Origin of the sequence: Bradyrhizobium sp. HKCCYLRH2015, from assembly GCF_051168215.1 — a bacterium.
GTDB lineage: Bacteria > Pseudomonadota > Alphaproteobacteria > Rhizobiales > Xanthobacteraceae > Bradyrhizobium.
Genome location: NZ_JBNPUO010000005.1, coordinates 498599 through 519504 on the forward strand (window position 1 = coordinate 498599; position 20906 = coordinate 519504).

Annotated in this window: 17 protein-coding genes and 1 pseudogene; 13 read left to right on the forward strand and 5 right to left on the reverse strand. The window is 65.1% G+C overall.

Annotated elements, in window-relative coordinates; all coding sequences use genetic code 11:
* The first annotated feature begins 93 nt into the window (after positions 1–93).
* The 13 genes and pseudogenes from ACQR1H_RS16125 to ACQR1H_RS16185 all read left to right on the forward strand — a co-directional run bounded on the left by ACQR1H_RS16125 (position 94) and on the right by ACQR1H_RS16185 (position 16330).
* Positions 94–2067, forward strand: a complete 1974-nt coding sequence (locus ACQR1H_RS16125; protein ID WP_434881178.1) for an ABCB family ABC transporter ATP-binding protein/permease — start codon at positions 94–96, stop codon at positions 2065–2067.
* A 124-nt stretch (positions 2068–2191) separates the two neighbouring features.
* Positions 2192–2896 (forward strand): annotated as a pseudogene (locus tag ACQR1H_RS16130) (phosphatidylserine decarboxylase); the annotation flags it as partial.
* An 87-nt stretch (positions 2897–2983) separates the two neighbouring features.
* Positions 2984–3874 carry a CDP-alcohol phosphatidyltransferase family protein gene (locus ACQR1H_RS16135; RefSeq protein WP_315803095.1) on the forward strand — a complete coding sequence of 297 codons (891 nt, stop codon included), beginning with the start codon at positions 2984–2986 and terminating at the stop codon, positions 3872–3874.
* Between the two features lie 110 nt (positions 3875–3984).
* Positions 3985–4704, forward strand: a complete 720-nt coding sequence (locus ACQR1H_RS16140; protein WP_315803096.1) for an RraA family protein — start codon at positions 3985–3987, stop codon at positions 4702–4704.
* A 289-nt stretch (positions 4705–4993) separates the two neighbouring features.
* Positions 4994–7183 carry an ATP-binding protein gene (locus ACQR1H_RS16145; protein ID WP_434907834.1) on the forward strand — a complete coding sequence of 730 codons (2190 nt, stop codon included), beginning with the start codon at positions 4994–4996 and terminating at the stop codon, positions 7181–7183.
* Positions 7180–7542, forward strand: a complete 363-nt coding sequence (locus ACQR1H_RS16150) for an Hpt domain-containing protein (protein WP_315803098.1) — start codon at positions 7180–7182, stop codon at positions 7540–7542. Before ACQR1H_RS16145 ends, ACQR1H_RS16150 begins: the two co-directional genes overlap by 4 nt.
* A 164-nt stretch (positions 7543–7706) precedes the next feature.
* Complete coding sequence (locus ACQR1H_RS16155; RefSeq protein ID WP_315714499.1) at positions 7707–8480, forward strand: motility protein A; 774 nt, start codon at positions 7707–7709, stop codon at positions 8478–8480.
* 36 nt (positions 8481–8516) lie between these two features.
* Positions 8517–9347: a flagellar motor protein MotB gene (locus tag ACQR1H_RS16160; RefSeq protein WP_315803099.1), complete on the forward strand. Its 831-nt coding sequence runs from the start codon at positions 8517–8519 to the stop codon at positions 9345–9347.
* 280 nt (positions 9348–9627) lie between these two features.
* Positions 9628–11526 (forward strand): potassium transporter Kup, encoded by a 1899-nt coding sequence (locus ACQR1H_RS16165; protein WP_315803100.1) that lies wholly within the window; start codon positions 9628–9630, stop codon positions 11524–11526.
* Between the two features lie 151 nt (positions 11527–11677).
* Complete coding sequence (locus ACQR1H_RS16170; protein ID WP_434884387.1) at positions 11678–13600, forward strand: potassium transporter Kup; 1923 nt, start codon at positions 11678–11680, stop codon at positions 13598–13600.
* A gap of 108 nt (positions 13601–13708) precedes the next feature.
* Positions 13709–14038 (forward strand): rhodanese-like domain-containing protein, encoded by a 330-nt coding sequence (locus tag ACQR1H_RS16175; RefSeq protein WP_434907835.1) that lies wholly within the window; start codon positions 13709–13711, stop codon positions 14036–14038.
* 9 nt (positions 14039–14047) lie between these two features.
* On the forward strand, positions 14048–15211 hold the full coding sequence (locus ACQR1H_RS16180; RefSeq protein ID WP_434907836.1) for an aminotransferase: 1164 nt from the start codon (positions 14048–14050) through the stop codon (positions 15209–15211).
* 12 nt (positions 15212–15223) lie between these two features.
* Positions 15224–16330 carry a polyamine ABC transporter substrate-binding protein gene (locus ACQR1H_RS16185; RefSeq protein WP_434907837.1) on the forward strand — a complete coding sequence of 369 codons (1107 nt, stop codon included), beginning with the start codon at positions 15224–15226 and terminating at the stop codon, positions 16328–16330.
* 102 nt (positions 16331–16432) lie between these two features.
* Here the strand turns inward: ACQR1H_RS16185 and ACQR1H_RS16190 are convergent, their stop codons facing one another.
* The 5 genes from ACQR1H_RS16190 to ACQR1H_RS16210 form a co-directional block, all read right to left on the reverse strand.
* Entirely contained in the window at positions 16433–16810 is a 378-nt protein-coding gene (locus ACQR1H_RS16190) for a VOC family protein (RefSeq protein ID WP_315803104.1), read from the reverse strand.
* A 158-nt stretch (positions 16811–16968) separates the two neighbouring features.
* Complete coding sequence (locus ACQR1H_RS16195) at positions 16969–17901, reverse strand: lipid A biosynthesis lauroyl acyltransferase (RefSeq protein ID WP_315803105.1); 933 nt, start codon at positions 17899–17901, stop codon at positions 16969–16971.
* 16 nt (positions 17902–17917) lie between these two features.
* The gene (locus tag ACQR1H_RS16200) at positions 17918–19192 is read right to left on the reverse strand and encodes a beta-ketoacyl-ACP synthase (protein ID WP_409997940.1); all 1275 of its coding nucleotides are present in this window, start codon (positions 19190–19192) and stop codon (positions 17918–17920) included.
* A 38-nt stretch (positions 19193–19230) separates the two neighbouring features.
* Positions 19231–20436 (reverse strand): beta-ketoacyl-ACP synthase, encoded by a 1206-nt coding sequence (locus ACQR1H_RS16205; protein WP_315803106.1) that lies wholly within the window; start codon positions 20434–20436, stop codon positions 19231–19233.
* Positions 20433–20903, reverse strand: a complete 471-nt coding sequence (locus ACQR1H_RS16210) for a 3-hydroxyacyl-ACP dehydratase FabZ family protein (protein ID WP_315803107.1) — start codon at positions 20901–20903, stop codon at positions 20433–20435. Before ACQR1H_RS16210 ends, ACQR1H_RS16205 begins: the two co-directional genes overlap by 4 nt.
* Positions 20904–20906 lie beyond the last annotated feature (3 nt).

Below are 20906 nucleotides of genomic sequence, written 5' to 3' on the forward strand. Positions count from 1 at the left end.
TACCGGTGCATCCGGCGCCCGGACACTCTATATGACGCAGGCAACGCCCCGGCATCACAACATGCCAAAACACTCGCTGTTCCAGAACGTTTGATGCCGCCCGATTCCTCCTCCGAAGCAGCCGCCAACCAGCCGTCATCGTCCCTCGAGCAGGGAACGCTGGCCGGTACGCTGCGCCATTTGTGGCCCTTCATCTGGCCGAGCGATCGCGCCGATCTGAAGATGCGCGTGCTGTGGTCCGTGGTGCTGCTGCTCGCGGCCAAGGTGGCGACGCTGGTTCTGCCTTTCACCTTCAAGTGGGCGACCGACGCGTTGACCGGCGCCAACACCGCGCCGATCGCGCCCGATAACTGGGCGTTCTGGCTGGTGGCCTCGCCGATCGTCATGACGGCAAGCTACGGCGGGATTCGGGTGCTGATGGCGGTGCTGACGCAGTGGCGCGACGGTATTTTTGCCCGTGTCGCCATGCATGCGGTGCGCAAGCTCGCGACCATCACCTTCGTCCACATGCACGAATTGTCGCTGCGCTTCCATCTGGAGCGCAAGACTGGCGGCCTGACCCGCGTGCTCGAGCGCGGCCGCAACGCGATCGAGACCATCGTGCGCATGGTGATCCTGCAGCTGATCCCGACCATCGTCGAGGTCTCGCTGCTGACCGCGGTGCTGCTGTGGCAGTTCGACTGGCGCTACGTGCTGGTCACGCTGACCATGGTCGCGGCGTATCTCTATTACACCTACATCGCGACCGAGTGGCGCATCGAGATCCGGCGCCGCATGAACGACTCGGATACGGACGCCAACACCAAGGCGATCGACTCGCTGCTCAACTACGAGACGGTGAAATATTTCGGCGCCGAGGCGCGCGAGGCGGAGCGCTACGACCGTTCGATGGAGCGCTACGAGCGGGCCAGCGTGAAGACCTATACCTCGCTGGCGGTGCTCAACGCCGGGCAGGCCGTGATCTTCACGGTCGGGTTGACGGTGGCCATGCTGATGTGCGCCCAGGGCGTGCGCCAGGGACGCAACACCGTCGGCGACTTCGTCATGATCAACAGCATGATGATCCAGCTCTATCAGCCGCTGAACTTCATGGGCATGGTCTATCGCGAGATCAAGCAGGCCATCATCGATATCGAGAAGATGTTCGGCGTGCTCACGCGCGATGCCGAGGTGAACGACGCGCCCGGAGCGGCGCCTTTGGTGGTGACCTCCGGCAACGTCCGCTTCGAGGATGTCCGCTTCGCCTATGAGCTGGAGCGGCCGATCCTGCAGGGGCTCAGCTTCGAGGTGCCGGCGGGCAAGACGGTCGCGATCGTGGGGCCGTCCGGTGCTGGCAAGTCGACCATCTCGCGGCTGCTGTTTCGGCTCTACGACGTCTCCGGCGGCCGCATTCTGATCGATGGCCAGGACATCCGCGATGTTACCCAGGTGTCGCTGCGCGCCCAGATCGGGATGGTGCCGCAGGATACCGTGCTGTTCAATGACACCATCCGCTACAACATCCGCTACGGACGCTGGGATGCGGACGACGCCGCTGTTGAGGAGGCGGCGAGGCTGGCCCAGATCGACGGTCTGATCCGGATGGCGCCGAAGGGCTACGAGACCCAGGTGGGAGAGCGCGGCCTCAAGCTCTCCGGTGGCGAGAAGCAGCGCGTCGCGATTGCCCGCACCATCCTGAAGGGGCCGCCGATCCTCGTGCTGGACGAGGCGACCTCGGCGCTGGACAGCCATACCGAGCACGAGATCCAGGAGGCGCTCGATGGCGTGTCGCGCAACCGCACCTCGCTCGTGATCGCGCACCGGCTTTCGACCATCGTAGCGGCCGATGAGATCATCGTGCTCGACCGGGGTCGCATCGCCGAGCGCGGCACCCACGCCGAGCTGCTGGCCAAAAGCGGGCTGTATGCCGGCATGTGGAACCGGCAGCGCGAGGCCGAGGAGGCGCGCGAAAAACTGGCGCAGATCGGCGATGAGGCCACGGCGCCGAACCGCAATCCGCCTGATCGGGGCGAACCGGATGTCGCCGGGCCGGATCTGGCGGGACGGGTAGCCAGCGCCGCCGAATGATGCTGCGGACCGCCCTGATCTGAACTCAAGACTGCATTAAGGATTCATTTTGACCTTCGCCGGCCATCGACCTAGTCAAGGCGGCGGTCCGCTCTGAGGGTCAGAGCGACAACACTCAACGAAGCAGGCCATGTCGATCAGCAATTCCATCCGCGCTCAGATCCCGCCGATCCACCCGGAAGGCTACCCCTTCATCGGGGGATTTGCCCTCGTCAGCCTGATCCTGTTCTGGATATTCACCCCGCTCGGCTGGATCGGCACGCTGCTCACCGTCTGGTGCGCGCTGTTCTTCCGCGACCCGATCCGGGTCACGCCGCAGCGGGAAGGGCTGGTGGTGGCGCCGGCCGACGGACGCATCTCCATGATCACGCGCGCCCTGCCGCCGGCCGAGCTCGGCCTCGGCGACCGGCCGCTGCTGCGGGTCTCGATCTTCATGAGCGTGTTCAACGTCCATGTGAACCGCAGCCCGGTGGCCGGCCGGATCGAGAAGATCTCCTACCGTCCGGGTGCCTTCATCAATGCCGAGCTCGACAAGGCGAGCGAGGACAACGAGCGCAACTCGCTCGCGATCTCGACGCCGCATGGCCGCATCGGCGTGGTCCAGATCGCAGGCCTCGTGGCGCGCCGGATCGTGTCGTTCGTGCGCGAGGGGCAGACCATTGGCGCGGGCGAGCGCTTCGGCCTGATCCGCTTCGGCTCGCGGCTCGACGTCTATCTTCCTGACGGCACTGAGGTTCTGGTCTCGGAGGGGCAGACCGCCATCGCCGGCGAGACGATCCTGGCCGATTTCGACGTGCCCGTGCCCGGCCTGACGTTCCGGAGCCAGTGAACCGTCGCTGCCCGCTGGTGACCCATTAAGGAGACCTTGAGCCGTGTTCAGGCACAAGGTCCCGGACAAACCACACGTGGTGTGATCATGAGCTTCGATCTGAACTCTCCCGAACTGCGCCGCCGCCGTTTCCGCCCGATCCCGGTGCGGCTGCTGGTGCCGAACATGATCACCTTGCTGGCGATCTGCGCCGGCCTCACCGCAATCCGGCTGTCGACCGAGGGGCGGATGGAGCTCGCCGTCGGCGCCATCGTCTTCGCCGCCTTCCTGGACGGCATCGACGGCCGCATCGCCCGCATGATCAAGGGCCAGTCGAAGTTCGGCGCCGAGCTCGACAGCCTGGCCGACTTCGTCAATTTCGGCGTGGCGCCCGGCCTGATCCTGTACTTCTGGCAGCTCCATGAGCTGCACGACGGCGGCTGGATCGCCGCCATGATGTACGCCATCAGCGGCGGGCTGCGGCTGGCGCGCTTCAACGCCAGCATCGACGATCCCAACAAGCCGCCCTTCGCCGCCAATTTCTTCACCGGCGTGCCGGCCCCGCTCGGCGCCATCACCGTGCTGCTGCCCGTCTATCTGGCTTTCCTGGACCTGCCGAGGCCGCCGGCGCTGCTGACGGCGTTCTACACGCTGCTGATCGCCTTCCTGATGGTGTCGCGGCTGCCGGTGTTCTCCGGCAAGACCGCGCGGATGCGCGTCTCGCCCGAACTCGTGCTGCCGGTGTTCGCCGCGGTGGTGTTCTTCGTCGCGCTGCTGGTGGTCTATCCCTGGCACATCCTGTCGGCCGGATCGATCCTCTACATCCTGAGCCTTCCGTTCGGCTGGCGGCTGTATCGGCAGCAGGCGGCGCGGCACGCCGCGGTCCTTGGTGCCGCGGCTGCAGCGTCGCACGCCTCGTCTTCATCCACGACGGCTTTTGCGCCGACCGGCGTGCCGGCGGCGGAGCAGGGGCAGCGGCCGCCGGAACGGCTGCACTGAGCGCAGGGCGCCCCGACCGAGCCCGCGCTTTGCCGGCTTCGGCGCCTCAGTTATACCGGATGGCCAAGGACGGCCCGCGAATGCCGTCCGCATCATCCGGAGAAACGCCCGTGACAAGCACTGCCGCCGCGCCCCTCGCTGCTTCCGTCCTCGAGGCGCTCGCGCGCTATGACACGCCGACCATCTGCAACGCGATGGAGATCGTGGCGCCCGAGCGCCGCCTGATCGGCTACACGACCAAGCCGCTGGTGTGCCCGTTCCCGGACCTGCCGCCCATGGTCGGCTACGCGCGGACGGCGACGATCCGGTCCGTCGTCAAGTCGGGCCTGCCGGCGGACGAGCAGGCGAGGCGGCGCACCGACTACTACGAATATGTCGGCACCGGTCATGGTCCGCGCATCGTCGTGATCCAGGATATCGATGGCCCCGACATCGGCTACGGCGCGTTCTGGGGCGAGGTGCAGAGCAACGTCCACAAGGCGCTCGGCTGCCTCGGCGTGATCACGGATGGATCGATCCGCGACATTCCGCAATGGGCTGCCGGCTTCCAGGCTCTGGCGGGCTCGATCGGTCCGTCGCACGCGTGGGTGCATGCCGAGAGCTTCGGCGGCGAGGTCCGCGTCGCCGGGATGACCGTGCGCTCGGACGACCTGATCCACTCCGATCGCCATGGTGCGATCGTCATCCCCGCCGACATCGCCGCGAAGCTTCCCGAGGCGGCCGAGCTGTGCGCGCGCCGTGAAACGCCGATCCTGGACATCGCGCGGTCTGCGGATTTCTCGCTCGAGAAGCTCAAGGCCGCCTTGAAGCGGTCGGCGGAGATTCATTGAGCGTCGCTTCGCTCCGGTCCAAATGAGCGAGCCGTGCCGCTCGACGGTGCGGCTCGCCGCCCTTGCGCGGGGCGCTCGCCGAACTGCGACGCTGCAACCGCATCCGGATGACTACGGGGTGACGACTGAGCTTCGGCCGAAAATGTCGAACGCGGTGACGAATTACCCGCAAACAGGCCGGGACTCGCCGAAGGTTAAGCGGCCGTCGCTCGTTGAGAAGATTTTATCCATCAAGCTTTACCTGATGGCTAGCCCGTCCCGATAGGCATGTCGCCCGAGGGCGAAGGACATGCGCAGGCTGATATCGAAATCGAGGCCGTTGTTCGGGCGGGTCGACCGGACCGTCGACAGGGTGGTTCGGCTGATCGGACATTTCGGCAGTGCCGCGATCGGCCTCTCGGCGATCGCGCTGGTGTGGGCCGGCATCTTCTACACGATCTCCGAAGAGTATACGCGCACCGAGCAGTCGGCGCTGAAGAACGGCGCCAATCTGGCCCGCGCGTTCGAGGAGCAGATCATCCGCTCGATCCGCGCGGCAGATCAGACCTTGCTCTACGTCCGCGACTCCTATGCCAGGGACCCGCACAACTTCGACATGTCGCTATGGTCGAAGAACAGCCAGTTCCTGTCCGACTTCTCGTTTCAGGTCGTCGTGATCGGCAAGGACGGCATCATGCTGTCTAGCAACATCGATCCGAAGATGCGCGGCCTCGACCTGCGCGACCGCGAGCACTTCCGCGTTCATGCCGACGGCAAGGATGATTTTCTCTTCATCAGCAAGCCGATCTTCGGCCGTGTCTCCAACAAATGGTCGATCCAGTTGACCCGCCGCATCATCATGCCGGACGGTTCGTTCGGCGGCGTGGTGGTGGTCTCGCTCGACCCCGAATATCTGTCGAGCTTCTACAATTCGGTCGATCTCGGCAAGAAGGGCAATGTCACACTCCTCGGTCTCGACGGCATCGTGCGCGCACGGGCCTCGGCCGGTCCGGGGGGCGTGGGATCCTCGCTCGCCGGCAGCCCGGTGATGAGCGCCATTCAGCACAGAAGCAGCGGCTTCTACACCTTCAAAAGTCTGATCGACGGCGTCACGCGCATCTACTCGTTCCAGCGCATCAAGGATCTGCCGCTGGTGGTCATCGTCGGTCAGGCCTCCGAGGAGATCTTCAGCGCCTTCAAGCTCAACCGCGATCGTGATCTGCTGGTCGGGGCGTTGCTGACGGTGGTGATCGGCATCATCACGATCCTGATTGCGCGCTATCAGGCGGGACTTGCCGCCTCACGCGATGCCGCCGAGGCAGGCACGCGGGCGCGCTCCGAATTCCTGGCGATGATGAGCCATGAGATCCGCACGCCGATGAACGGCGTCATCGGCCTTGCCGATCTCTTGCTGTCGGCGGACCTCGCGCCGGAGCAGCGCAAGATCGCGACCACCTTGCGCGAGTCGGCTGACTACCTGCTGCAGCTGCTCAATGATGTCCTCGATTTCTCCAAGCTCGATGCCGATCGCCTGGAGATCGAGCACATCGAGTTCGACCTGCACCGGTCGGTGACGGCGACCGCCGAGCTGCTGGTGTCCCGCGCCAGGGAAAAGGGCCTGCAGCTGACGACCTCGATCGCGCCGGACGTGCCGAACTACGTGGTCGGCGATCCCGCGCGGCTGCGCCAGGTGCTGTTCAACCTGGTCGGCAATGCGCTCAAATTCACCGAATCGGGCGGCGTCCATATCGATGTGCGTGCCGAGAACCTTGCCGGGCCCAACCTGACGCTGGTGTTCTCGGTCGCCGATACCGGCGTCGGCATTCCCGCAGACGCTGTCAGCCGGCTGTTCAAGCAGTTCTCGCAGGTCGATAATTCCATCTCGCGCCGCTTCGGCGGCACCGGTCTGGGGCTCGCGATCTGCAAGCGCCTCGTCACTTGCATGGGCGGCGACATCAAGGTGCAGAGCAGGGTGGGCGAGGGCAGCACTTTCACCTTCTCGATCGAGGTCCAGCCGCAGCCAGACGTCGAGCAGGTGAGCGCGCCCGAGGCTACCATCGTGCCGGTCGGCGAGACGATCGCCGAGGAACGTCCGGGCAGCCTCGCGCCGCTGAAGATCCTCGTTGCCGAGGACAATCTGACCAATCAGTTCGTCATCAAAAAGCTCCTGGACAAGCTTGGTCACGGCTACGACATCGTCGAGAACGGCACGCAGGCGATCGCAGCCGTGCAGAAGCAGCCTTACGACCTCGTGCTCATGGACATGATGATGCCCGAGATGGACGGGCTCACGGCGACGCGGATGATCCGTTCGCTGCCGCCGCCCGCGCAGGACATCTACATCGTCGCTCTGACGGCCAACGCCACCAGCCAGGATCATCTGGCGTGCACCGACGCCGGCATGAACGACTTCGTGACCAAGCCGGTCACGCGCGATCGACTGAATGCCGCTCTGCTTCGCGCGGCCGCTGCTACACACAAGGAAAGGCTTGTCGCATGACCGACTGGGTGCAATTCGACGAATCCGTCTATCAGATCCTGGTCTCCGAGCTCGGCGAGGAGGATGCGCTGGAGGTCCTGCGCACGTTCCTCGACGACACGTCCGGAAAGTTCGGCACGCTTGCGGCCAAGTTCGAGGATCGCCTCGAACTCAGGCGCGAGGCGCATTCGATCAAGAGCTCGTCGGCGACGTTCGGTTTCTCGGCGCTGTCGCGCCTGTCGCGCGAACTCGAGGTGGGATCGGCGACGATGGAGCCGGCGCAGATGCTGGAGATGGTCCACAAGATGCAGCGATCATTCGATCAGTCAGCCGTCTTCGCCGCGGCGAACCTGCTCAAGTCCGGATCGTCGGTCGCTTGAGCGAGGTCGGCGTCGTCTGCGGCGCTGCTGTTTACCTTTCATTATGCCTACCGAATTCAGTAACTCGTCCTTAATGGCGGACATTTAGTGTCGTGACATGCGGTCCAGAAGCACCGCGTCGGTCCGGCAGGGTCCGTGGTTTGCGTACGCGGTGGAGTTGACTCATGGATATTATGACGAGTGCGGGGCTCGTGGCTGGCGTGATCGTCATCGCGACGATGATGCTGCTGGGCGGCGATCTCGAGATGTTCGTCAGCGAGCACGCCGCAATCATCATCTTCGGCGGTTCGATCGCAGCCACCATGATTCGCTTCCCGCTGGGCGTCATGCTGCACGGTGTTCCGCTTGGAATGAAGTACGCTTTCACCATGAGCCGCCTGTCGGCCCGCGAGCTCGTCGACGAGCTCGCCCGCATCGCCGAGATCGCGCGCAAGCAGGGCCCGGTCGGCCTGGAAAAGGTCGAGACCGACGAGCCGTTCCTCGCCAAGGGAATCCGATACGTGGCCGACGGCTACGACCTCGAATTCATCCGCGACAATCTCGAGCGTGACCGCGACAATTTCCTGATGCATCTGGACGAAGGCAGCAAGATCTATCGCGCCATCGGCGACTGCGCCCCGGCGTTCGGCATGGTCGGCACGCTGATCGGCATGGTGCAGATGTTCGCCAACATGACCGACCCCTCGAAGCTCGGCCCGTTCATGGCGACCGCGCTGCTCGCGACCCTGTACGGCGCGCTGGTGTCGAACCTGATCTGTCTGCCGATCGCCGACAAGCTGCATGGCAAGCTGCTGGACGAGGAAACCAACCGGACGCTGATCATCGACGGAATCCTGATGATCCGCGACTCCAAGAGTCCCGCCCTGGTCCGCGAAATGCTCCTGGCCTATCTGCCGGAGAAGCATCGCCACGCCGAAGGCGAGCCCGTGCCGGCCTGATCGGCTGCGGCGGGGCGATCCGGGGTGGGGTAGGCAATGGCCAAGAAGAAGAGGGGCGATGCGCATGGCGGCGGTCACGGCTGGTTCGTGACCTTTGCCGACCTGATGGGACTTCTGGTCAGCTTCTTCGTGATGCTGGTCGCGTTCTCGACCATGGACAACGCCAAGCTGAAGGTCGTCGCAGGCTCGATGCGCGACGCCTTCGGCGTGCAGACCGAGTCGCGCTATTCGGGCATCGTGGAATCCGACGGCCTGCCGACCCGGCCGAAGCTCAAGAACGCCGCCCACATCTCGCCGGAGGAGACCGCGCGCGAGCCGAGCCCCGAGCAGGAGGAGCGCCAGCATACCAATGGCGCCAAGCTGAAGATCGATCGCCAGTTCGCGCTGGCGTCCGCCTCGCTGCGCCAGGCGCTGCAGGACATGCCGGAGATGACCGAGATCTCCAAGCACATCATGTTCGAAGAGACCAAGCAGGGTCTCAACTTGGAGATCGTCGACCAGGACGGGCGGTCGATGTTCGCTGATGGCTCGAAGGTGCCGTTCGACCGCACGCGACGCCTGATAGAGAAGCTGGCTGCCCCGCTCAAGGCGACCCCGCTTCGGGTCCAGATCACCGGGCACACGGCCGCCGGCTTCGTTCCCGCCCGCAGCGACTATGGCGGCTTCGACCTGTCGGCGGACCGCGCCAATGCGGTGCGCCAGATCCTGGAGCGGGAAGGGCTGCCGGCGAGCCACATCTATGCCGTCTCCGGCAAGGCGGACACCCAGCCGCTGTTTCCCGACGACCCGTCGCTGGCAGCCAACCGCCGCGTGACGATCACCCTGATGCGGGAAGACCCGCCATTGCCGCCCGATCTGAAGCCGTAGCCGGGATGCTTCGCTTGCCGCATCATAATGCCGCATGGCGGCTTGCGAACGGCAACGAAGAGCATCAGCGGGCACTTGATTCGCCGGGGGTAGATCCGACATCTGCCTCAGGATGCCTGGGCTAAAGGCACTTGCCGCGATGCGGCATGCGACATCCGTGTCAGCCATGCCGTTTGGTTGCGACCTGGGAACAGCGGTCTGCTTACGCTAGAGACTTGACCTGCGAACGGTCTACGTTCACACGCGCCGGGCCAAACAGGGAAGATGCGTTCCGAGCAACATGACGGCCAGCGCGACATCGACCGAAGGACAGGACACCGCGAGCACGTCGGGGTTCTGGGGGCTGACGCTAGGCAGCATCGGCGTGGTGTTCGGAGACATCGGCACCTCGCCCCTCTACGCCTTTCGCGAGGCCGCGCACGGCGCCGCTCAGGGGCAGCCGGTGTCGCGGATCATCGTGCTCGGGGTGCTCTCGCTGATCCTCTGGTCGCTGTTCATCGTGGTGACGGCCAAATACGTCCTGCTGCTGCTCCGCGCCGACAACAACGGCGAGGGCGGAACGCTGTCGCTGATGGCGCTCGGACAGCGGGCCTTGGGTCGGCGCAGCCTGTTCCTGATGTCGCTGGGCGTGATCGGCGCTTCGATGTTCATCGGAGACTCGATGATTACGCCGGCGATTTCGGTGTTGTCGGCGGTCGAAGGCCTCAAGCTCGCGGCGCCCGCGCTCGAGCACTACGTCGTGCCGCTGACCGTGTTCATCCTGGTCGTACTGTTCGCGGTCCAGAGCAAGGGGACGGCGCGCGTCGCCTCCGCCTTCGGCCCGGTCATGGTCACATGGTTCACCACCCTCGCCGTGATGGGACTCGTCCACATCCGCGACGACCCCTCCGTGCTCGCGGCGATCAATCCCTATTATGCGGTGCAGTTCCTGCTCTCGCACGGCACGATCGGCCTGGTCACCCTGGGCGCGGTGTTCCTCGCGGTCACCGGCGGCGAGGCACTCTATGCGGATCTCGGTCATTTCGGCCGCAAGCCGATCCAGTCGGCCTGGCTGTTCTTCGTGCTTCCGGCGCTGCTGATCAACTATTTCGGGCAGGGCGCACTGGTGCTGTCCGATCCCGCCGCGATCGAGAATTCGTTCTACCGGATGGTGCCCGAACTGCTGCTGCTGCCGCTGGTGGTGCTGGCCACCGCCGCGACCGTCATCGCGAGCCAGGCCGTGATCACGGGCGCCTATTCGCTGGTCAGCCAGGCGGTCCAGCTCGGCCTGCTGCCGCGTTTCGAGGTGCGCTATACGTCCGAGAGCCATGCCGGCCAGATCTATCTGCCGCGGGTCAACCGGTTGCTGCTGATCGGCGTGCTGCTGCTGGTGCTGCTGTTCCGGACCTCGAGCAATCTCGCCTCCGCCTATGGCATCGCAGTGTCCACCACCATGGTCGCCGACGGCATCATGGGCTTCGTGGTGATCTGGAAGCTGTGGAACTTGCGCGCGGCCGTGGCGGCCGCCGTGATCGCTCCCTTCGTCATCGTCGACATGACCTTCTTCAGCGCCAACCTGCTGAAGCTGCTCGAAGGAGCCTGGGTTCCGCTGCTGTTCGGTGCCGCGATGGTCGTGACGATCTGGACCTGGCGGCGTGGTTCGGCGATCCTGGTGCTCAAGACGCGCAAGATCGAGGTTCCGCTGGATGACCTGATCACCAGCCTGGAGAAGAGGCCTCCTCACATCGTCAAGGGCACGGCGGTGTTTCTCACCAGCGACCCGACCTCGGTGCCGACCGCATTGCTGCACAATCTCAAGCACAACAAGGTGCTGCACGAGCACAACGTGATCCTGACCATCGAGACCGCGCAGACGCCGCGGGTCGATGTCTCGGAGCGCGTGCGCATGGAGAAGATCAGCGAGAAGTTTTCCAAGGTGCGGCTGCGCTTCGGATTCATGGAATCCCCGAACGTGCCGCGCGCGCTCGCGGTGGCGCGCAAGCTCGGCTGGCAGTTCGACATCATGTCGACGTCGTTCTTCGTCTCGCGCCGCTCGTTGAAGCCATCGTCCCAGTCGGGCATGCCGACCTGGCAGGACCATCTCTTCATCGGTCTGAGCCGGTCGGCCAACGACGCCACGGACTATTTCCAGATTCCCACGGGCAGGGTCGTCGAAGTAGGTACCCAGGTAACGATTTGATCGGCTGGACTTCCCTGACGGCTCGTGCATGCTTAAATGCATGGCTGAGGCGCATTCCCGACGGGTCCGTCGTAACGCGCTGCCGCTATAAGCCGCGCGCTCTGCCGCGTTGTGCAGTGAAGCATTAACGAGTCCTCGAGGGGGCTACCCCATGACAGTCGACGTCGCAGCTACGCCCGCGGAAGCGCCGGCGACCAACGGGCATGGCAACGCCCATTCCACGGCGAGCTTCGCGGCGCTGACACTGGGAAGCATCGGTGTCGTCTATGGCGACATCGGCACCAGCCCGCTGTACGCGTTGCGTGAAGCGGTCTTGGCTGCGAGCAGCAGCGGCGAGCCTGCGCCTCACGCCGTGATGGGGGTGATCTCGCTCATCCTGTGGGCTCTCATCGTCGTCGTGACCCTCAAATACGTCGTGATCCTGCTGCGCGCCGACAACCACGGCGAGGGCGGCACGCTGGCGCTGATGGCGCTCGCCCAGCGCGGAGTCGCGCGCGGTGCCAGCGTCATCGTCCTGCTTGGCATCATCTCGGGCGCGCTGTTCTACGGTGATGCGGTGATCACGCCGGCTCTGTCCGTGCTGTCGGCGATCGAGGGCATCAAGCTGGTCACGGCAGCGTTCGAGCCCTACGTCGTGCCGCTGACCGTCGTGATTCTGGTCGCGCTGTTCGCTGTCCAGGCGCGCGGAACGGCCAAGGTTGCGGCGTTCTTCGGCCCGATCATGCTGATCTGGTTCCTGGTGATCGGCATTGCGGCGTTGCCGCCGATCCTGCGCCATCCCGAGGTGCTGTGGGCGATCAACCCGCTGAATGCCGTGACCTTCATGCTGCATCATGGGATCATCGGCTTCATTACGCTCGGCGCAGTGTTTCTGGCCGTCACCGGCGCCGAGGCGCTGTATGCCGACCTCGGCCATTTCGGCAAGCGGCCGATCCAGACTGCCTGGCTGTTCATCGTGCTGCCGTCGCTGGCGCTGAACTATCTGGGGCAGGGGGCGCTGGTGATCGCCGACGCGAAGGCGATCGAGAACCCGTTCTTCCTGATGTTCCCGGACTGGGCGCTGATCCCGATGGTCGCGCTCGCCACCATGGCGACCGTCATCGCGAGCCAGGCCGTCATCACCGGTGCCTATTCGCTGACGCGGCAGGCGATTCAGCTCGGCCTGCTGCCACGCTTCGAGATCCGCCACACCTCCGAGGCGCATTCGGGCCAGATCTACATTCCGCGCATCAACAAGCTGCTGCTGATCTCGGTCATGCTGCTGGTGCTGATGTTCAAGTCATCGAGCGCGCTCGCCTCGGCCTACGGCATCTCGGTCACCGGCACCATGGTCGTCACCGCCATGATGGGCTTCGTCGTGATCTGGAAGGTCTGGCGATGGTCGCCGATTGCGGCGGCCGCGCTGATCGCGCCGTTCCTGTTCCTGGATCTGACCTTCCTGGCGGCGAACCTCCTGAAGGTGTTCGAGGGCGGCTGGGTGCCGCTGGCGCTGGGCGGCTTCGTGATGACGCTGATGTACACGTGGCGGCGCGGCAGCCGGCTGTTGTTCGACAAGTCGCGCAAGCTCGAATTCCCGCTCGCCGATCTCGTGACCATGCTTGAGAAGCGTCCGCCGCAGCGGGTGGCCGGCACGGCCGTGTTCCTGACCAGCGATCCCTTGAGCGCGCCGACCGCGCTGATGCACAGCCTCAAGCACTACAAGGTGCTGCACGAAAAGAACGTCATCCTGACGATCGAGACCGCGCCGACGCCGCGCATCGAGCCGTCCGAACGCGTTCGCCTCGAGCAGATCAGCCCGACGTTTTCCAAGGTGACGTTGCGCTTCGGCTTCATGGAATCGCCCAACGTGCCGCGGGCCCTGGCGATCGCGCGCAAGCTCGGCTGGCAGTTCGACATCATGTCGACCTCGTTCTTCCTGTCGCGCCGTGCGCTGAAGCCGGCTGCGCATTCAGGCATGCCGCGCTGGCAGGATCACCTGTTCATCTCGATGAGCCGCTCCGCCAACGACGCGACCGACTATTTCCAGATCCCGAGCGGACGGGTGGTGGAGGTCGGCACCCAGGTGACGATCTGAGCCCGAGACCCGTCTCGTCAGCGTGCCGAAGCGCTTGATTTTCGGTGCGTCTGGGGTGAGTTTGGCGGCCGGATCAGGGCCGGTACGGCTCTGCTGAAGGCTTGGAGGATGGGCGTGGCTGTTGTGCACGATTTGACCCCGCAGGACGTGGCCCAGGGGATCGCGGAAGGGCGAATTCTTCTGGTTGACGTGCGCGAGCCGAATGAAGTTTCCGCGGAAGCCTATCCCGACGGCGTCGTCGTTCCGCTGTCGGGCTTCGACCCGAAGCTGATCCCGGATCCCCAAGGAAAGGACGTCGTGTTCGCCTGCCGCTCCGGCAAGCGCTCGGTGACGGCTTCGCTGGCCGCGCAGGCCGCCGGTCTGCCCTACGACAAGCATCTCCGGGGCGGCATGCTCGGCTGGAAGGCGGCCGGCCTGCCGACCAGGACTGGCGGCTGACAGGCGATCATGATCTCGCAGAACAAGGTCTTCGCCGACCTGCCCGTCACCATTTTCGAGCAGATGTCGCAGCTCGCGCGCGACAACGACGCGATCAATCTGGGGCAGGGCTTCCCCGACGATCCCGGTCCGGAGGATATCCGCCGTGCCGCGGCCGACGCGGTCCTCAATGGTTACAACCAGTATCCGTCGATGATGGGCCTGCCGGAGCTGCGCCAGGCCATCGCCGCGCACTACAAGCACTGGCACAAGCTCGATCTCGATCCGATGAGCGAGGTCATGGTCACCTCTGGCGGCACTGAGGCGCTGACGTCGGCGATCCTGTCGGTGGTCGAGCCGGGAGACGAGGTGATCTGCTTCCAGCCGGTCTACGATTCCTATCTGCCGATCATCCGCCAGGCCGGCGGCATTCCGCGCCTCGTCCGTCTGGAGCCGCCGCACTGGCGGCTTTCGGAGGAGATGCTGCGGCAGGCGTTCTCGCCAAAGACCAAGGCGGTGCTGTTCAACAACCCGCTCAACCCGGCTGCGGTAGTCTACCCGCGCGAGGACCTCGAGCTGCTGGCGCGCTTCTGCCAGGAGTTCGACGCGGTGGCGATCTGCGACGAGGTCTGGGAGCACGTCGTGTTCGACGGCCGCGCGCACATCCCGCTGATCAGCATTCCCGGCATGCGCGACCGCACCATCAAGGTCGGCTCGGCGGGCAAGATCTTCTCGCTGACGGGCTGGAAGATCGGCTTCGTCTGCGCCGCGCCGCATCTGCTGCGCGTCGCCGCCAAGGTGCATCAATTCCTGACCTTCACGACGGCGCCGAATCTTCAGGTCGCGGTCGCCTACGGCCTCGGCAAGTCGGACGACTACTTCATCAACATGCGCAGCGAGCTCGCGCGCAGCCGCGATCGGCTCACGGCCGGTCTCGAAAGCCTGGGCTTTCCCGTGCTGAAAGCGCAGGGGACGTACTTCCTCACCGTCGACCTTTCGCCGCTCGGCCTCAACGAGACCGACGAGCAGTTCTGCCGCCGCATCGTCCACGACTACAAGGTGGCCGCCATCCCGGTGTCGGCGTTCTACGAGACGGACGCCGTGACGTCCGTGGTGCGGTTCTGCTTCGCAAAGAAGGACGCCACGCTGGATACGGCGCTGGAGCGCCTCTCGGACGCCATCCACCGGCGCTAGGAGACACGAGTGATGACGCGCGGCTGCATGGGTTCGGCTCTGGCGCTGGCTGTCGCAGCGCTGATACTCACGGTGCCGGCCGGCCGCGCCGCGGAGCGCGTCGTCAACTTCTACAACTGGTCGAACTACATGGCGCCCGGTGTCCTTGACGATTTCACCAAGGAGACCGGCATCAAGGTGGTCTACGACACGTTCGACGCCAACGAGACCCTGGAGACGCGGCTGCTCGCCGGCAAATCCGGCTACGACGTCGTGGTGCCGACCGCGTACTTCCTGCAGCGCCAGATCAAGGCCAAGATCTTCCAGCCGCTTGAGAAGTCGAAGCTGCCCAATCTCGCCAATGCGTGGCCTGTCGTGACCGAGCGTCTGGCCACCTACGACCCCGGCAATCAGTTCGCCGCCAACTACATGTGGGGCACGACCGGGATCGGCTACAACGTCAAGGCGGTCGAGAAAATCCTGGGTCCCGGCGCGCGGATCGACAGCTGGGACATGGTGTTCAAGCCGGAGAACATCGCCAAGTTCAAGGACTGCGGCGTCCACATGCTGGATTCCGCCGACGACATCTTTCCGGCGGCGCTGAACTATCTTGGCCTCGACCCGAACTCGACCAGGCAGGCCGATCTGGAGAAGGCGGCCGAGGCGGTCGGCAAGGTCGCACCATCCGTGCGCAAGTTTCATTCGTCGGAATACTTAAGCGCGCTCGCCACCGGCGAGATCTGCCTCGTCGTCGGCTGGTCCGGCGACATCATGCAGGCGCGCAGCCGCGCGGAAGAAGCGAAGAACGGCGTCGAGATCGGCTACGCAATCCCGAAAGAGGGCGCGCAGATGTTCTTCGACAATTTTGCGATTCCCACTGACGCTCCGCACGTGGCCGAAGCCTATGCGCTGATCAATTATCTCTACCGGCCCGAGGTCGCGGCCAAGAACTCCGACTTCCTGTCCTATGCCAACGGCAACCTGGCGAGCCAGAAGCTGATCGATCCAAAAATCTTTGGCGACAAGAACATCTATCCGGATGAGACGACGCTGAAGAAGCTGTTCGTCATCACCGCCCGCGAGCCCGCGACGCAGCGCGTCATCAACCGGCTCTGGACGAAGGTGAAGACCGGGCGGTAGCCAGCGCTGCTGCCGGCATTGCGAACGCTGCGAAGCAATCCAGGGCTGAGAAGAAGATCTGGATTGCTTCGTCGCGTTGCTCCTCGCAATGACTCCGCGGGATTACCCCAGCCGATGCATCGCGCAGAGCTTGTTGCCGTCGAGGTCGCGCAGATATGCCAGATAGAGTTTGCCGGCGGAGCCTTCACGAACGCCGGGCGGATTTTCGCAGCTGGTGCCGCCGGCTTCGAGCCCGGCTGCATGCCAGGCGTCTGCCTGCTCAGGTGAGTTGCAGGCAAAGCCGATCGTGCCGCCATTGGCGTGCGTGGCCGGCTCACCGTTGATCGGCTTCGACACCCCGAAAATGCCGGTCGGCGTGATGTAGAAGATGCGGTGGCCGTCGACCCGTGCCGGCCTCACGCCGAGCGTTCCCAGCAGCTTGTCGTAGAAGGCCTTGGCCTTGTCGAGGTCGTTGGTGCCGATCATCACATGCGAAAACATTCGCGCTTGTCCTCCCTGGAGCTTCCGAACAGCCGTCGGATACGCGACCAAGGTAGCGAGCGTCGATGGATGAGGTAAGCGTTTTCTTTGAAGGGCCCGTCAGCGGTAAATGGTGCTGCAGCGCTGCTTCCCCGCAGCGGAATTTGTCCGGGCGCGGGCTACCGCCAGCGTCGATGCAGCCAGAGCCATTGCTCGGGATATTCGCGCACCCAACTCTCGACGACGTCGGTGATCGCCTGCGTCGTGCCCTGGATGTCGATCTGACCATCGGCCGTCCGGACCGGCTTCACCTCCTCCGAGACTTCGGCGCGGAAGCGGTTGCCGGGAAGGCGGATGATGCGGACGCCGTGCACGGGGCATTCGACCTGGCGTAACAGACGGGCCAGCATCGGATTGGCGCGGGTCTTGCGGCCGAAGAAGGTGACCTCGACGCCACCGGTCAGGTACTGATCGACCAGCATGGCAACGTGCTGGCCGTTCTTCAGCGCCTGTGCCAGCCGCAGCGGCGCGTCGCGGCCGGCCGGGACCAGTGTGCCCATCTTGACCTGCCGTATCTCCTGGATGATGCGGTCGGCGGCGGCGATGTTGGGCCGGCGATAGAGGATCGCCGTATCGAGCTTATGGGCGACCGCCGCCAGCGCCGGCATCTCCCAATTGGCGAGGTGGCTGGCAAAGATCAGCGCCGGCTTGCCGTCGAGACGGAGCTGATGAAACAGCTCATGGGTGCGCGGCGAGAGCTCGATCCGGCTGCGCTCCGGATGAGCCTCGTCGTAATCCCAGATCTTGTCGAGATGGGCGAACTCGGCGCCGACGCGGCCGAGATTGTCCCACACGCCGGCGAGGATTTTCTCGATCTCCTCGGGCGATTTCTCCGGAAAGGCCGCCGTGAGATTGTCGCGGCCGATGCGCTGCTCGCGCAGCCGCGGACCGATCCACTGCGCGAGGCGCGCGAAGCGGTCGGCCGTCTTCTGCGGATCGAAATAGCGCGTGGTCCTGAGCATGCCGACCGTCAGCGCGCCGACGGCGGACGCCCCGGCCGACTTCACGGCTCGGCGGATCACGAGCTTGGTCCGGAGGGGCAGGAGACTCATCGATGTGACAGGCGGATCAGGCCGGTTCGCGCGTCAGGATCAGCGAGGCGTTCTGGCCGCCGAAGCCGAACGAATTCGACATCACGGTGGTGACGCGCGCATCGCGGGCCTTGTTGCCGACGACGTCGAACAGGATCGCGGGATCCGGAATGTCGTAGTTGATGGTCGGCGGAATGCGCTGATGCTCGAGCGTCTGCAGCGAGAAGATCGCCTCGACCGCGCCGGCCGCCGAGATGGTGTGGCCGACCATCGACTTGTTCGACGACACCGGGATCTTGCCGGTGTGCTCGCCGAACACGGCGGAGACGCCGACATATTCCATCTTGTCGTTCTCGGGCGTGGCGGTGCCGTGGGCATTGATATGGTCGATCTGCTCCGGCGCCATGCCGGCATCGGCGAGCGCCTTGCGGATGCAGCCGATGATCGGCTTGCCGTCCGGCGAGGAGCGGGTGCGGTGGAAGGAGTCGGTCAGCTCGCCGCAGCCGGCGACGACACCGAGGATCTTGGCGCCGCGCGCCACGGCCGCGTCGTAGCTTTCCAGCACCAGCGCTCCGGCGCCCTCGGCCATCACGAAACCATCGCGGTTCTTGGAGAACGGCTTGGAGGCGGCCTGCGGCGGGTCGTTCTGGGTCGACAGCGCCGACAGCAGCGAGAAGCGCACGAGCCCTTCCGGATTGACCGAGCCTTCGGTGGCGGCGCATAGCGCGACGTCAGTCTCACCGCGCCGGATGGCTTCGACGCCGAGCTGGATCGCGGTCGCGCCGGAGGCGCAGGCAGTCGACAGCGAGATCGGCGAGCCCTTGGTGCCGAAGGTGTCGGACAGCGAATCGGCGACGGAGCCGAACAGGAAGCGGTGGTGATAGTTGACGAACTTGCCGCCGCCGCAGACCTTCAGCAGGTCGTCATAGGTGAACTGAGTGCCGCCAACCTCATGCGCGAGCTCCAGGCGCTGCGGCCACTCGATCTCGACGGGCGCCACGGCGAGAAACAGTGGGCCCGGGAAGTCGCCCTTGCTGCCGATTCCAGCCTGCGCGATGGCTTCCTCGACGGCCATGTGGCCGAGCCGCTCGGACAGGCCCGTCGACGTGAACGGCGCCACGGGGACGAAATCGACCGTGCCGGCCATGGTCGTCTTCAAGCCGTCGATCGGAAAGCGCGTGATGGTGCGGATGCCGGACTCGCCGGCCACGAGCTTGTTCCAATTATCGGACTTGCCGGCCCCAAGGGAGGTGACGATGCCCATCCCGGTCACGACCACGATGGGGCGTCCAAACTTGTCGCGTACACTCATGATGTCCCCCGTCGCGTCTTCTTAAGGCCGTACCGTGTTCACTTGACTGCTTCGACCAAGGCCATGCCTTCGCCGCGGTAGTGGCCGGCGCCGACCACCACGATCTGGGTCGGAGCCTCCTTCATCTCTGCCTCCACACCCGAGGCGTCGCCCGGTGCGAACAGGGCGCCGCGCGAGATCGAAAGTGCGGCAAGCGCCAGACCAAGCGCGAAATGCGCTTCCATCGTGTGGCCGAAGCGGGTCCCGCTCGAGCGCACCGCGAACGCCTTGTGATGGTCGAGGAAGGCGCGCTCCTCCGAGGTCACCGGCTCCGCACCGGTCGCGCCCGTGATGATGGCGCCGGGGGCCTCGTGGACGTCGAGCGCCGACCATAGACGGTCCAGCGTTCCGGTCACCGCGCCTGCCTCCTTGCGGCGGGCGCGGTCGGCGACGACCTTGCTGAGCCGCGCCAGCGGCTTGGCGCCGCGGGCTTCGGCATGCGGCTTGGATTCCAGCACCAGGAACGCGCCGGCCGATCCGAGCGCGAAGCCCGGATGGTCCTTGCGGGACCAGACCGGCTTGAATTCGTTCTTCAGATTGTAGTCGCCGAACTCGTACAGCACGAGCAGATCCTTGCGCTCGCCATTGTGCGAGCCGCCGACCAGCGCGATGTCGCTCTGGCGGCCGGCGATGCGGGCCAAGGCGATCTTGAACGCGTCGACGCCCGCAACCTCCTCGCCCATGAAGGTGCGCGAGGTGCCGCAGACGCCGTGCGAGATCGCGATGTTGCCGGCGAGCAGGTTGGACAACTGCGCCAGGAACAGGGTCGGGCGCAGGTCGCTCATCAGCCGGTCGTTCAGGAAGCCGGGCGTGCAATTGCCCTGGGCCTCCGCGTTGAGGATCGCGGTGTCGACGGAGATGTCGCGCTCGCCGCCGCCCGCGGCCACGATCATGTCCATCCGGGACAGGATGTCCTTGTTGCCCTTGAGGCCGGCGGAATCCAGCGCAAGCCCGGCGGCATAGGTGCCGATGCGCTGCCACGCCTCCATCTGGCGCTGCTCCTTCTTCGGGATCTGCGCTTCCAGATTCACCTTGGCCCAGGGATGCACGATGTAGGGTGCAAAACCCTGCTCGTCGACGTTGATCTGGCCGGCGTTGAGGGCCTCCCAGTTCGCATCGAGTCCCTCGCCGAGCGAGGTCGCAAGGCCGATACCGGTGATCCAGACTTCGACGGGCTCGGAGGTCACGGCTGTCGTCTCACTCATCGCTGTAGGACCTGTTGCGGAAAGCCGACGCGCTCGGCGACGGCGTCCATGTGTCCGCGCAGCTCCGGATTGGGGAAGGGGACGTGGCTGAAGGTGATCGTCGCGTTCGAGCGTAGCTTGCCGCCGACCTTCACGCGCGCTTCGGTCATGGCATAGCCGGAGCCCTCGTGCAGCACGTTGGCCTCGACGGTCAGCACCTCGCCCGGCGACACGAAGCCGCGCATCTTGGCCTCCTTGACCGCGGCGAGGAACGGCATCCGCTCGAACTTCATGAGCGCGAGCAGCAGCCAGCCCGATGTCTGCGCCATCGATTCGATCAGGAGAACGCCGGGCATGATCGGATAGCCCGGGAAATGCCCTTCGAAGATCGTGCTTTCGGTGGGGACCTTGGCTTCGACGGTGATGGCCTTCTCGTCCAGCCGAAGATCGAGAATGCGGTCGATGAGCAGGAAGTATTCGATCTGCATGGC

Bases quoted from the DNA above. Each gene is read 5' to 3' on its own strand.
- ACQR1H_RS16195 (WP_315803105.1), bottom strand. From the start codon at position 17,901: ATGAGTCTCCTGCCCCTCCGGACCAAGCTCGTGATCCGCCGAGCCGTG.
- ACQR1H_RS16175 (WP_434907835.1), top strand. From the start codon at position 13,709: ATGGGCGTGGCTGTTGTGCACGATTTGACCCCGCAGGACGTGGCCCAG.
- ACQR1H_RS16180 (WP_434907836.1), top strand. From the start codon at position 14,048: ATGATCTCGCAGAACAAGGTCTTCGCCGACCTGCCCGTCACCATTTTC.
- ACQR1H_RS16210 (WP_315803107.1), bottom strand. From the start codon at position 20,903: ATGCAGATCGAATACTTCCTGCTCATCGACCGCATTCTCGATCTTCGG.
- ACQR1H_RS16160 (WP_315803099.1), top strand. From the start codon at position 8,517: ATGGCCAAGAAGAAGAGGGGCGATGCGCATGGCGGCGGTCACGGCTGG.
- ACQR1H_RS16185 (WP_434907837.1), top strand. From the start codon at position 15,224: ATGACGCGCGGCTGCATGGGTTCGGCTCTGGCGCTGGCTGTCGCAGCG.
- ACQR1H_RS16165 (WP_315803100.1), top strand. From the start codon at position 9,628: ATGACGGCCAGCGCGACATCGACCGAAGGACAGGACACCGCGAGCACG.
- ACQR1H_RS16155 (WP_315714499.1), top strand. From the start codon at position 7,707: ATGGATATTATGACGAGTGCGGGGCTCGTGGCTGGCGTGATCGTCATC.
- ACQR1H_RS16135 (WP_315803095.1), top strand. From the start codon at position 2,984: ATGAGCTTCGATCTGAACTCTCCCGAACTGCGCCGCCGCCGTTTCCGC.
- ACQR1H_RS16125 (WP_434881178.1), top strand. From the start codon at position 94: ATGCCGCCCGATTCCTCCTCCGAAGCAGCCGCCAACCAGCCGTCATCG.
- ACQR1H_RS16200 (WP_409997940.1), bottom strand. From the start codon at position 19,192: ATGAGTGTACGCGACAAGTTTGGACGCCCCATCGTGGTCGTGACCGGG.
- ACQR1H_RS16190 (WP_315803104.1), bottom strand. From the start codon at position 16,810: ATGTTTTCGCATGTGATGATCGGCACCAACGACCTCGACAAGGCCAAG.
- ACQR1H_RS16145 (WP_434907834.1), top strand. From the start codon at position 4,994: ATGCGCAGGCTGATATCGAAATCGAGGCCGTTGTTCGGGCGGGTCGAC.
- ACQR1H_RS16170 (WP_434884387.1), top strand. From the start codon at position 11,678: ATGACAGTCGACGTCGCAGCTACGCCCGCGGAAGCGCCGGCGACCAAC.
- ACQR1H_RS16205 (WP_315803106.1), bottom strand. From the start codon at position 20,436: ATGAGTGAGACGACAGCCGTGACCTCCGAGCCCGTCGAAGTCTGGATC.
- ACQR1H_RS16150 (WP_315803098.1), top strand. From the start codon at position 7,180: ATGACCGACTGGGTGCAATTCGACGAATCCGTCTATCAGATCCTGGTC.